This window comes from Nocardia sp. NPDC003979, from assembly GCF_053605015.1.
Window position 1 is genome coordinate 1 of record NZ_JBSGIJ010000009.1, and the last position, 11,723, is coordinate 11,723.

General features: G+C 68.6%; 11 protein-coding genes. 10 read left to right on the plus strand and 1 reads right to left on the minus strand.

Features of this window, described 5'->3' with window-relative positions:
• Nucleotides 1–640 precede the first annotated feature (640 nt).
• From ACWEVR_RS19555 to recN, 5 genes are read left to right on the plus strand one after another with little or no spacing between them, the layout of a single operon-like run.
• The gene (locus tag ACWEVR_RS19555) at nucleotides 641–1,534 is read left to right on the plus strand and encodes an HAD-IIA family hydrolase (protein WP_452468086.1); all 894 of its coding nucleotides are present in this window, start codon (nucleotides 641–643) and stop codon (nucleotides 1,532–1,534) included.
• A 13-nt stretch (nucleotides 1,535–1,547) separates the two neighbouring features.
• Nucleotides 1,548–1,832 (plus strand): hypothetical protein, encoded by a 285-nt coding sequence (locus tag ACWEVR_RS19560; protein ID WP_452468087.1) that lies wholly within the window; start codon nucleotides 1,548–1,550, stop codon nucleotides 1,830–1,832.
• Between the two features lies 1 nt (nucleotide 1,833).
• Nucleotides 1,834–2,655, plus strand: coding sequence for a TlyA family RNA methyltransferase (locus tag ACWEVR_RS19565; RefSeq protein WP_452468088.1), 822 nt, complete (start codon nucleotides 1,834–1,836; stop codon nucleotides 2,653–2,655).
• The gene (locus ACWEVR_RS19570; protein WP_067639869.1) at nucleotides 2,652–3,608 is read left to right on the plus strand and encodes an NAD kinase; all 957 of its coding nucleotides are present in this window, start codon (nucleotides 2,652–2,654) and stop codon (nucleotides 3,606–3,608) included. The genes ACWEVR_RS19565 and ACWEVR_RS19570 overlap by 4 nt, the downstream gene beginning before the upstream one ends.
• A complete protein-coding gene (gene recN / locus ACWEVR_RS19575; protein WP_452468089.1) occupies nucleotides 3,586–5,358 on the plus strand; it encodes a DNA repair protein RecN in 1,773 nt (590 codons plus the stop codon). The genes ACWEVR_RS19570 and recN overlap by 23 nt, the downstream gene beginning before the upstream one ends.
• Here recN and ACWEVR_RS19580 read toward each other — a convergent pair whose 3' ends face one another.
• Nucleotides 5,359–5,778 (minus strand): SRPBCC family protein, encoded by a 420-nt coding sequence (locus tag ACWEVR_RS19580; RefSeq protein ID WP_067493939.1) that lies wholly within the window; start codon nucleotides 5,776–5,778, stop codon nucleotides 5,359–5,361.
• A gap of 114 nt (nucleotides 5,779–5,892) precedes the next feature.
• Here ACWEVR_RS19580 and steA point away from each other — a divergent pair, with 114 nt between their 5' ends.
• The 5 genes from steA to xerD all read left to right on the plus strand — a co-directional run bounded on the left by steA (nucleotide 5,893) and on the right by xerD (nucleotide 11,579).
• Nucleotides 5,893–7,092 (plus strand): putative cytokinetic ring protein SteA, encoded by a 1,200-nt coding sequence (gene steA, locus ACWEVR_RS19585; protein ID WP_452468090.1) that lies wholly within the window; start codon nucleotides 5,893–5,895, stop codon nucleotides 7,090–7,092.
• On the plus strand, nucleotides 7,089–8,030 hold the full coding sequence (locus ACWEVR_RS19590) for a copper transporter (protein ID WP_452468091.1): 942 nt from the start codon (nucleotides 7,089–7,091) through the stop codon (nucleotides 8,028–8,030). The genes steA and ACWEVR_RS19590 overlap by 4 nt, the downstream gene beginning before the upstream one ends.
• A gap of 192 nt (nucleotides 8,031–8,222) precedes the next feature.
• Nucleotides 8,223–9,944, plus strand: coding sequence for a CTP synthase (locus tag ACWEVR_RS19595; protein WP_357398830.1), 1,722 nt, complete (start codon nucleotides 8,223–8,225; stop codon nucleotides 9,942–9,944).
• An 18-nt stretch (nucleotides 9,945–9,962) separates the two neighbouring features.
• Nucleotides 9,963–10,616, plus strand: a complete 654-nt coding sequence (locus ACWEVR_RS19600; protein WP_452468092.1) for an NUDIX domain-containing protein — start codon at nucleotides 9,963–9,965, stop codon at nucleotides 10,614–10,616.
• A gap of 24 nt (nucleotides 10,617–10,640) precedes the next feature.
• Nucleotides 10,641–11,579, plus strand: coding sequence for a site-specific tyrosine recombinase XerD (xerD, locus tag ACWEVR_RS19605; protein WP_452468093.1), 939 nt, complete (start codon nucleotides 10,641–10,643; stop codon nucleotides 11,577–11,579).
• The last annotated feature ends 144 nt before the right edge of the window (nucleotides 11,580–11,723 follow it).

Here is an 11,723-nt window from a genome sequence, read left to right on the forward strand (position 1 = left end):
CTTTTTTGGTTTTTTTTTTGTGCGCTCGGGCGCGCTCGCGCGCGGCCCCTGGGGGGCCGCGCGAACAGCGCTCGAGACTCGCGCCTGCGGCGCATGCGCTTCGAGCGCTGTTCGCGCGGCCGGGCCGCTTCGCCGCTTCGCGGCGGACCCTCCTCGAGGTCGGGTCGTGCGGGGTTGGGAATGCTGTCATGGCGGACTTAAGTGGTGCCGTGCGGCTGGGAAGGCAATAGGTGGCGGACTCGAGTAGTGCCACGCGGGCTGGGAGTGCAATAGGTGGCGGACTCGGGTGGTGCCGTGTGGCCAGGAGCCCGGTAGGTGGCGGACTCGCGAAGTGCCACGCGGGCTGAGAGTGCAATAGGTGGCGGATTCGAGAAGTGCCACCGGGGGGATGGGAGTGCAGTAGGCGGTGGACTTGAGTAGTGCCACGGGGGATGGGAGTGCGGTAGGTGGCGGACTCGGGTGGTGCCGGCGGGCGACGCGCCGGGGGGTGGGGTGAACATGGGCACTCTGGGGGTCGGGGGTGGTGGGGATGCTTGATCATGAAGGTGGCGAGGGCGATTCGGGGTGAGCCGAATTTGTCGGTGGTCTCGCTTAGGGTCGCAGATGTACTCGGCCCGGCACGACGACGGAGTGAGGGTGTGTGAATCGGCTACGGGATCAATATGAGGCCTTGCTGCTCGATCTGGACGGGACGCTGTACCGCGGGCCCGAAGTGATCGATGGCGCACCCGAAGCGCTTGTGCCGCAGGGTGATTCGGCGCAGCGGTTGGTGTATGTGACCAATAACGCGGCGCGTGGGCCCGCGAAGGTCGCGGGGCATCTGGCCGAATTGGGGTATCCGGCGGCTGCCGAGGATGTGGTGACTAGTGCGCAGGCGGCCGCGCGCATGCTCGGTCAGCGGCTGTCGGCGGGTGCGGAGGTGCTGGTTGTCGGCACCGATGATCTCGCGGCCGAGGTCGAGGCGGTCGGGCTGAAGCCGGTTCGCCGGTTCGCGGACGTGCCGCCCGCGGCTGTGGTGCAGGGGCATTCGCCGACCACCGCGTGGCCCGATCTTGCCGAGGCTGCCTACGCCTTGCGTGCGGGGGTGCTGTGGGTGGCTGCCAATACCGACCGGACGCTGCCGAACGAACGGGGGCTCGCGCCCGGCAACGGTTCGATGGTAGCCGCGCTGCGGACCGCGTCCGATCGCGAACCGCTGGTGGCGGGCAAACCCTACGCGCCGCTGATGGAAGACGCCGTCGAGCGGGCGGGGACCCGAAACGCGCTGGTCGTCGGGGACCGGCTCGACACCGACATCGAGGGTGCGAACGGTCTCGGCCTCGATTCGCTGCTGGTGTTGACCGGGGTGAGCACCCTCGACGAGGTGGCCGCCGCGTCGCCCGCACAGGTTCCCACCTACATCGCGCAGTCCCTCGACGCTCTCAACGCCGAGATCGTGCCGGGAGTGGTCGCGCCCGCCGATGTCGCGGATCTGTTGCGGCAGCACCCGGGCAGGGCGGTACGGGTGCGCGCGGTCGATTCGGAAATCCGATAGCGTTGACGTCACGATGAGTACTCCGAGTTCGCCGCCGCCCGGCGCGTCACCGCAACCCCGACCAGGGATCCCGATGCCCGGCAGTCACCTGCCGGGCGCTCAGGCGCATCACGTACCGGCCGACCCGAACCGGATCAGAACCCAGGTCGACGAGTTGCTCGCCGAACTCGGCGAGCGACCCACACCGGGACCGGCGGAGAACACCGAGACCGGGGCCGACATCACCCGCCGCGCGCGCATCCTCGAGCAGGCGCACGAGGTGCTGGTGGACGCCCTGGCGACCGTGGACAAGATCTGAGGTGGCCAGGCGAGCGCGGGTGGATGCCGAACTGGTTCGCCGCGGATTGGCCCGATCGCGGGAACACGCGGTCGAACTGATCGGCGCGGGCCGGGTCTTGATCGCCGGGACTGTCGCGGTGAAGCCGGCTACCGCCGTGGAGGCCGGCACGCCGTTGATCGTGCGGGAGGAACCCGACGAGGTGTCGTGGGCGTCGCGTGGCGCCCACAAGCTGCTGGGTGCCCTCGAGGCGTTCGAGCCGCAGGGGCTCGAGGTCGCCGGTAAGCGGTGCCTGGACGCGGGTGCCTCGACGGGCGGGTTCACCGACGTGCTGCTGAGCAAGGGCGCGCGGGAGGTCGTCGCGGTCGATGTCGGCTACGGACAGCTGATCTGGCGTCTGCAGAACGACGAACGCGTGCGCGTGTTCGACCGTACCAACGTGCGCGGAATCACACCTGAAACCATCGGCGGCACAGTCGAATTGGTCGTCGGCGATCTGTCGTTCATCTCCCTGGGACTGGTGCTGCCCGCGCTGGCGGCCTGCGTGAGCGACGGCGCCGATCTGCTGCCGATGGTGAAGCCGCAATTCGAAGTCGGTAAGGAACGGGTCGGTTCCGGCGGCGTGGTCCGTGACCCGGCGCTGCGGAGCGAAGTGGTGTGCGAGGTCGCGGCGGCGGCGGGCGCGCTCGGTCTGCGCACCCTCGGTGTGGTCGCCAGCCCACTGCCGGGACCGTCGGGCAATGTCGAATATTTTCTGTGGTTGCGCCAGGTCGGACCGTTCGACTACGACGCAGAACAGGTGGCGGCGCTGGTCGCCCAGGCTGTGGAGGAGGGGCCGCAGTGAGTTCGCGTGAGAGCGGCCGCGAAATTCTGCTCGTCGCCCATCCGGGACGTGCGGAGATCATCGAAACGGCGCACCGGGTGGCGAAGATCTTCGCCGCGGCGGGCATCTGCCTGCGCGTGCTGGCCGACGAGGCCGACAGCACCCGGTTCGAGGACGAGCCGGGGGGATACCCGGTGCGCGTCGTCCCGCACAGCCCGTCGGCGGCCAAGGGTTGCGAGATGGTACTCGCGCTCGGCGGCGACGGAACGTTCCTGCGCGCCGCCGAACTCGGCAGGCCGACCGGTGTGCCGGTGCTTGGCATCAACCTGGGCCGCATCGGTTTCCTCACCGAGGCAGAGGCCGAACACCTCGACGAAGCACTCGCCCAGGTGGTCGACCGCGACTACCGGGTCGAGGACCGGCTGACCATCGATGTCACCGTCCGGGTGGACGATGTCGTCACCGAACGTGGTTGGGCGCTGAACGAGGCGAGCATCGAGAACGCACAGCGCATGGGCGTGCTCGAAGTGGTGCTCGAAGTGGATGGGCGCCCGGTATCGGCCTTCGGCTGCGACGGGATTCTCATCGCCACCCCCACCGGTTCGACCGCGTACGCCTTCTCGGCGGGTGGTCCGGTGGTGTGGCCGGAGCTCGAGGCCATGCTGGTGATTCCCAGCAACGCACACGCGCTGTTCGCCCGGCCGCTGGTGACGAGCCCGGAATCGTTGATCGCCGTGGAAGCGGTGGCGACCGGTCACGACGCGATCGTCTTCCTGGACGGGCGGCGCACGCTCGCCTTGCCACGCGGCGGCCGTGCCGAGGTGGTGCGCGGCGAACGACCGGTGCGGTGGGTGCGGCTGGATTCCGCGCCCTTCGCCGACCGGATGGTGCGCAAGTTCCAGCTGCCGGTCACGGGCTGGCGGGGTAGACAGCGAACGGGGAAGGACACCGATGCTGACCGAGATCAGGATTGACGGACTCGGCGTCATCTCGACGGCCACCGCGCAATTCCATGAGGGTCTGACTGTACTCACCGGCGAGACCGGTGCCGGTAAGACGATGGTCGTCACCAGCCTGCACCTGCTCAGCGGCGCCCGCGCGGACGCGGGCCGGGTACGGGTCGGTGCGTCGAAAGCGGTGGTCGAAGGCCGTTTCGTCGTCGACGACGTGAACGACGCGGCCCGCGCCGCGATCGGCGAGGTACTGGAATCGGCCGGTGCCGAGGCCGACGAGGACGGCAGCGTGATCGCCGTGCGCACCGTCAACAGCGATGGGCGTTCCCGAGCCCACCTGGGTGGTCGCGGTGTGCCCGCGGCGGTGCTCGGCGAGTTCACCTCCCGTCTGCTGACCGTGCACGGACAGAACGATCAGCTGCGCCTGCAGCGTCCCGAACAGCAACTCGCCGCGCTCGACCAGTTCGCGGGCGACGGCGTGGCGTCGTTGCTGCGCAAGTACCAGGTGCACCGCCGCACCTGGCTCGACGCGCGCACCGAACTCCTCGAACGCACCGCCCGCAGCCGCGAACTCGCCCTGGAAGCCGACCGGCTCAAGCATTCGCTCGCCGAAATCGACGGCATCGCCCCCGAACCCGGTGAGGACACCCGGTTGGTCGCCGAGATCCGCAGGCTCAGCGACCTCGACTCACTGCGTGAAGCCGCTGCAGGCGCACACGAGGCGCTGTCCGGGCCCGCCGATTCCAGCGCCGACGGCGGCGGGGTGCTCGACCTGCTCGGTGGGGCGCGCGCCCGCCTCGACTCGGCCGACGACCCCGCCCTGACCGCACTCGCTCCGCGCCTCGGTGAGGCGATCGCGGTGGTCGTGGATGTGACGACCGAACTCAGCGGCTACCTGTCCGAACTGCCCTCGGACCCCAGCGCCCTGGACACGATGCTCAACCGCCAGGCCGAACTGAAATCACTCACCCGCAAATACGCCCCCGACATCGACGGCGTGATCGCCTGGGCCGACGAATCCCGCGCCCGCCTCGACTCCCTCGACGTGTCCGAGGAAGCGCTGGCCAAACTGGCTGCCGAGGTCGAGACCGCCGCGGGCAAGGTGCGCGAGGCCGCCCGCAAACTCAGCGCCGCCCGAACGAAGGCCGCGTCCAAACTGGCCGCCGCGGTGAGCACCGAACTCGGTGGGCTGGCAATGGGCAAGGCGCGCTTGGAAGTTCAGGTCCGGCCGCTGCGGGCCAGTGCCCAGGACTCCGCGCCCCTCGACGTCGACGGGACGACCCTGCACGCGGGGTCCAACGGCATCGACGAGGTGGAATTCCGGCTGTCGGCGCACTCGGGCGCACAGTCGTTACCGCTGAGCAAGAGCGCGTCCGGTGGTGAGCTCTCGCGCGTGATGCTCGCGCTGGAAGTGGTGCTGGCCGGCTCGGACCACGGCGCGACCATGGTGTTCGACGAGGTCGACGCGGGCGTCGGCGGTCGGGCCGCGGTGGAGATCGGCAAGCGCCTCGCCCGCCTGGCCCGCACCCATCAGGTGATCGTCGTGACCCACCTACCGCAGGTCGCGGCCTTCGCCGACACCCACCTGGTGGTGAACAAGTCCGACGACGGAAAAGGCAAGGTGGACAGCGGAGTTCGCACCCTCACCGACGAGGAACGCGTGGTGGAACTGGCCCGCATGCTGGCCGGCCTCGACGACACCGAGACCGGCCGGGCACACGCGGAGGAACTGCTGGAGACCGCTCGATCAGAGCGAAGCGTCTCGCTCTGATCAGCGCAGCGCCTTGCGGATGCCGCCGATGAGCTGGTTGGTCAGCTGGCGCAGGCCGAACTCCATGGCCTTGGCCGGGACGGGCAGCGACGGCTCGGATTCCATGGTGTAGACCACGCGGGTGCCGCCCTCGGCGGTGTCGGCGAAGGTGATGATGCCGACGTGGCGCTTGACCGGCGCACCCTTGACGATCTTGTACTCCATGCGCTCGCCGGGGACCAGCGCGGTGATCTCCTCGGTGACGCCGAGCTTGCCGAAGCCGAGCAGGTGCTGGGCGCCGACACCGGTGACGGCGTCGCCCTGCTTGACGAGCTTGACCTGGATAGGCAGGTGGGGGCTCACGCTTTCCCGCTCACTGAAGAGGCGGTAGACGATGTCGCGTGGGGCGTCGAGAACCGTCTCGACAGTGCTGCTCGGCATTGTTTTCTGCTCCTGATCGAAGTATCTGTGACAGGGAGCATACGGGTATCGGGGCGGTCGGTGACTCGGCGCGCCTCCACCAAAGGTTGAGGGTTTGGCTTCATCATCGGGCTCATGAAGATGCCGGCGTTGTTGTCACGGAACACCGAAACGCTGCCCGGTGTCGCCGGGATCGCGCGGGTGGATCGCAATACCCGGCGATTGCTCGGCCGGGTCGGTGCGGGGGATGTCGCGGTCTTGGACGAGACCGATCTGGATCGCCATACCGCCGACCGGCTGGTCGAGGCGGGCGTCGTGGCGGTGATCAACACGTCGCCGTCGATTTCGGGTCGCTATCCGAACCTCGGTCCGGAGGTGCTGGTCGCCAACGGGATCTTGCTCATGGACGCGGTCTCCTCGGATGCGTTCGGCAAGATCAAGGACGGTGCGAAGATCCGCATCGATGCGGGTGTGGTCTATGCCGACAAGCTGACCAAGAAGGAACCCGAGGTTCTGGTCGAGGGCATCGAGTTCGACGAGTCGACGATCGCCGACCGGATGATCGAGGCCCGCAACGGGCTGGCCGATCACCTCGACGCCTTCGCGGGCAACACCACCGAGTTCGTGCGCACCGAGAGTGCGCTGCTGATCGACGGTATCGGCGTGCCCGATATCGAACTGGATCTGCGCAACCGGCATGTGGTCGTGATCGCGGACGGGCCGGGACATCTCGAGGAGTTGCAGCGGCTCAAGCCGTTCATCAAGGAGTACGCGCCGATCCTGATCGGGGTGGGTCGCGGTGCGGATACGTTGCGCAAGCTCAAGTACAAGCCGGATCTGATCGTCGGCGATCCGGACGAGATCAGCACGCCCACCTTGCGTTCCGGCGCGGAGATGATCCTGCCCGCCGACACCGACGGCCATGCCCGTGGGCTGGAACGCATCCAGGACCTAGGTATCGGCGCGACGACGTTCCCCTCGTCGGGGTCACCGACCGATCTGGCGTTGATGCTCGCCGATCACCACGGCGCGTCGCTGATCGTGCTGGCCGGTGCGCACGCGTCGCTGGAGGACTTCTTCGACCGTGGCCGCCGCGACAGCAATCCGGCGACGTTCCTGACCCGGTTGAAGGTCGGCGCGAAGCTGGTGGACGCGAACGCGGTGTCGACGTTGTACCGGCACCGGTCGACCGGTGCGGCGCTGGCGTTCGTGGTGCTGGCGGCGCTGGTGGCGGTGGTCGTGGTGATTCTGGCTTCGCAGAGCGGGTCCGAGGTGTTCGATGTGGCCGCCGGGTATTGGGACCGGCTCGTCGAGTGGGTGCGGGGCCAGTTGTGATCTCACTGCGTCAGCACGCGATATCGATCGCGGCGATCTTCCTGGCTCTCGCTATCGGGGTGGTTCTCGGTTCGCAGACGGTGGCCGCCGATCTGCTGTCGGGTCTGCGTTCGGACAAGGATGATCTCGGCAGCCAGGTCGAGGCATTGAGTGCCGAGAACGCCCAGCTCACCAGTCGTCTGGATGCGACGGACGGGTTCATCGCCGGCGCGTCGGGCCGCATTCTGGCAGGCACCTTGGCCGACCGGCGCGTGCTGGTGTTCACCACTCCCGACGCCGATCCCGCCGATGTCGACGGCGTGCGCAAGGCACTCGAAACGGCGGGCGCCTCGGTGACCGGCCGGCTCGCACTCACCGACGCTTTCGTCGACAGCGGTGAGGGTGATCGCCTGCGATCGGCGCTGACCAATGTCGTCCCCGCGGGCGCGCAGCTGCGCACCGGCGCCGTCGACCAGGGCAGCATGGCGGGCGACCTGCTCGGCCTGACCCTGTTCACCGACCCCGCGACCAACAATCCCCGCGCCACACCCCAGGAACAGGCCCTGCTCCTGGAAACTCTGCGCGGCGGCGGCTTCCTCGCCTACGGCGACACACCGGCCGATCCCGCCCAGATGGCCGTCGTCGTCACCGGCGACGGCATCGCCGACGACTCCGGCCAGGGCGCGACCATCGCCCGCTTCACCGGCGCTGTCCGCGCCCGCACCGCCGCCACCGTCCTGGCAGGCCGCCCCGGCGCCGCCGAAGGCAACGCCCCCATCGCCCACGTCCGCGCCCAGGCCCCCCTCGCCACCACCGTCACCACCGTCGACAACATCGATCGCGAAACAGGCCGCGTGACAACAGCCCTCGCCCTCCCCGAACAACTCAACGGCGTAGCCGGCCGTTACGGAACAGGCCCGTCAGCAACCTCCTTGACCCTCGTAGCCATGCCCCGCTGACTGAGACTCTCACCACCACAAAAGGCGAGATCCCGCGCCAGCGATCCCAACAAAACCGCTGATCTGGCAAGCACATGGGTAACTCACCGGGTACGGGCTAAGTCCTCCCCACCCAACCGCAAGCGGCCGACGCGACAGTTAACCCACCTCGGTTGCGCTTGAAGTTCCGGGGAGGCGGTACTGTGGTGGTCCGTGGGTCATCAACGGAATCAGGCTCGAAATGCCACCAAGCACATCTTCGTGAGCGGTGGCGTCGCCTCCTCTTTGGGTAAGGGTCTCACCGCTTCCAGCCTCGGTCAGTTGCTGACCGCGCGCGGTATGCGGGTGACGATGCAGAAGCTCGACCCGTATCTGAACGTCGATCCGGGCACCATGAACCCGTTCCAGCACGGTGAGGTGTTCGTCACCGAGGACGGCGCCGAGACCGATCTGGATGTCGGCCATTACGAGCGTTTCCTCGATCGCGATCTGTCCGGTGCGGCGAATGTGACGACCGGTCAGATCTATTCGACCGTGATCGCCAAGGAGCGGCGCGGCGAATACCTGGGTGACACCGTGCAGGTGATCCCGCACATCACCGACGAGATCAAGAACCGCATCATGGCGATGACCGGGCCGGATCTGCAGGGTCATGTGCCGGATGTGGTGATCACCGAGATCGGTGGCACCGTCGGTGACATCGAGTCGCAGCCGTTCCTCGAGGCGGCGCGCCAGATCCGTCACGATGTGGGCCGCGACAACGTGTTCTTCCTGCATGTGTCGCTGGTGCCGTACCTGGCGCCCTCGGGTGAGCTCAAGACCAAGCCGACGCAGCATTCGGTGGCGGCGCTGCGCAATATCGGTATCCAGCCCGACGCGCTGATCCTGCGCTGTGACCGTGAGGTGCCGCAGGGTCTGAAGAACAAGATCGCGCTGATGTGCGACGTGGACGTCGAGGCGTGCATCTCCACGCCGGACGCGCCGTCGATCTACGACATCCCGAAGGTGCTGCACAGTGAGGGCCTGGACGCCTACGTCGTGCGCAAGCTGGGGCTGCCGTTCCGCGATGTCGACTGGACGGTGTGGGGCGACCTGCTCGAGCGGGTGCACTCGCCGCGCGAGACCGTCGAGGTGGCGCTGGTCGGCAAGTACGTCGATCTGCCCGATGCCTACCTGTCGGTGACCGAGGCGCTGCGTGCGGGCGGCTTCGCGCATCGTTCGAAGGTGCAGATCCGCTGGGTGCCCTCCGACGAGTGTGAGACCGAGGCGGGCGCGCAGGCCGCGTTGCGTGACGTGGACGCGGTGCTGATCCCCGGCGGTTTCGGTATCCGCGGCATCGAGGGCAAGCTCGGCGCCATCAGCTATGCGCGCAGGCGCGGTATCCCGCTGCTCGGCCTGTGTCTCGGCCTGCAGTGTGTGGTGATCGAGGCGGCCCGTTCGGTGGGCATCGCGGACGCGAACTCCGCGGAGTTCGAGCCCGACACCGAGAACCCCGTGATCTCGACCATGGCCGACCAGGAAGACGTGGTCGCCGGTGAGGCCGATCTGGGCGGCACCATGCGTCTGGGCGCCTACCCGGCCACCCTGCAGAAGGGTTCGGTCGTGGCGCAGGCCTACGGCAGTGAGCACGTGTCCGAGCGGCACCGGCATCGCTTCGAGGTGAACAACGCCTACCGCGACGCGATCGCCAAGAGCGGTCTGGTGTTCTCGGGCACCTCGCCCGACGGGCACCTGGTGGAGTTCGTGGAGTACCCCGCCTCGGTTCACCCGTTCTTCGTCGCGACCCAGGCGCACCCGGAGCTCAAGAGCCGTCCGACCCGGCCGCATCCGCTGTTCGCCGCGCTGATTCACGCCGCGTTGAAATACAAACTGGCCGAACGCCTTCCCGTAGACTTTCCGGAGGAAGAGCTCGCGGAGCAGGCCGCGGAACTCTGAATCGGTGGCAAGGCGGCGATGAGCGAACCCGGTAAGCACGACTTCGAGACGGTATCGAGCCGGGTGCTCTACAGCGGCGCGATCGTGGCCTTGCGCCAAGACCAGGTGGCGATGCCCGACGGGCGGGTCGCCGAGCGTGAGGTCATCGAGCATCACGGTGCGGTGGCGGTCCTCGCGCTCGACGACGAGGGACGGGTGGTGCTCATCCGTCAGTACCGCCATCCCATCCGCACCCGGTTGCTCGAACTGCCCGCCGGGCTGCTCGATATCGACGGCGAGGACCCGCTCACCGCGGCCAAGCGTGAGCTGGCCGAGGAGACGGGCCTGGCCGCCGCCGAGTGGTCGGTGCTGGTGGATGTGGCGTTGTCGCCGGGGTTCACCGATGAGGCGCTGCGCGTGTTCTTCGCGACCGGGCTCACCGAGACCGACCGCCCGGACCCCGAGCACGAGGAAGCCGACCTGGAACTGGTGCGGATGCCGCTCGACGAGGCGGTGCGTGCGGCGTTGGCTGGTGAGATCGTGAACGCCACTGCCGTGGCGGGCGTGCTCGCGTACGCCTCGGCCCAGGCGAACGGGTTGACCCTGCGTTCGGCCGACGCACCGTGGCCCGGTCAGCCGACGGCGTTCCTGCGACGCAAAGCAGCCGAGGCGCGAACCGACGCCCGGTCGTGACGTGACACGGCGTCGCGGTCGCGGATGAGTGTGCTGGCGCGGGAGATCGATGCCTACCTCGACCATCTTGCGGTCGAGCGCGGCGCCGCGCGCAACACGCTCGGCGCCTATCGGCGTGACCTGGCCCGCTACCAGGCTTTTCTCACCACCCGTTGCGTCGACTCTCTGCGGGACGTGGCCCAAGGCGACGTCGCGGAATTCACGATGACGTTGCGGGCGGGCGGCGAAGACCATCCGCCGCTGGCCGCCGGGTCCGTCGCCAGGGCGCTGATCGCGGTGCGCGGGCTCCACCGGTTCGCGGCCGCCGAGGGCATCACCGACACCGATGTGGCTCACGCAGTGAAACCACCAGCACCGGGTCGGCGGTTGCCGAAAGCCCTACCGTACGACCAGGTTCTGCGCTTGCTCGAGGCAGCGGGCGGCGAGGGCGGAGCCGACGACGGCGGACCGCGCGGCCTGCGGGACCGGGCATTGCTGGAACTGCTGTACTCCACCGGCGCACGCATCTCGGAGATGGTCGGCCTCGACGTCGACGACATCGACACCGAACAGCGGTGCGTCGTGCTGCGCGGCAAAGGTGGCAAACAGCGCCTCGTGCCCATCGGCAGGCCCGCGCTCGCCGCCGTCGACGCCTACCTCGTGCGCGGCAGACCTTCGCTCGCCGCGAACGGAAAGGGAAGCGGCGGCGCCCTTTTCCTCAACAACCGGGGCGGCAGGCTGTCACGGCAGAGCGCCTGGCAGGTGTTGCAGACCGCCGCCGAACGCGCGGGCATCGGCGCGACGGTGTCGCCGCACACATTGCGACACTCCTTCGCCACCCACCTGCTCGACGGCGGCGCCGATGTGCGCGTGGTGCAGGAGCTGCTCGGGCACGCCTCGGTGACGACCACCCAGATCTACACCCTCGTGACGGTGAGCACCCTGCGGGAGGTGTGGGCCACCGCGCACCCCCGTGCCCGCTGAACTCCCCACTTCGGGCGAACCGGGTATCGTGCGAACACGCCCGGCGTTGCCATGCCGTACCTGCGCGGTCCGAGCGGTAGCGTCTACCCGGAGCTGGACCGTACGAAAGTGAGGTGGGTGGCGAACCGGCCTCGCTACCCTCGA

Excerpts from the sequence above, each read along its gene's own strand:
- ACWEVR_RS19600 (WP_452468092.1), top strand. The coding sequence starts at position 9,963 with ATGAGCGAACCCGGTAAGCACGACTTCGAGACGGTATCGAGCCGGGTG.
- xerD (WP_452468093.1), top strand. The coding sequence starts at position 10,641 with ATGAGTGTGCTGGCGCGGGAGATCGATGCCTACCTCGACCATCTTGCG.
- ACWEVR_RS19580 (WP_067493939.1), bottom strand. The coding sequence starts at position 5,778 with ATGCCGAGCAGCACTGTCGAGACGGTTCTCGACGCCCCACGCGACATC.
- steA (WP_452468090.1), top strand. The coding sequence starts at position 5,893 with ATGAAGATGCCGGCGTTGTTGTCACGGAACACCGAAACGCTGCCCGGT.
- recN (WP_452468089.1), top strand. The coding sequence starts at position 3,586 with ATGCTGACCGAGATCAGGATTGACGGACTCGGCGTCATCTCGACGGCC.
- ACWEVR_RS19560 (WP_452468087.1), top strand. The coding sequence starts at position 1,548 with ATGAGTACTCCGAGTTCGCCGCCGCCCGGCGCGTCACCGCAACCCCGA.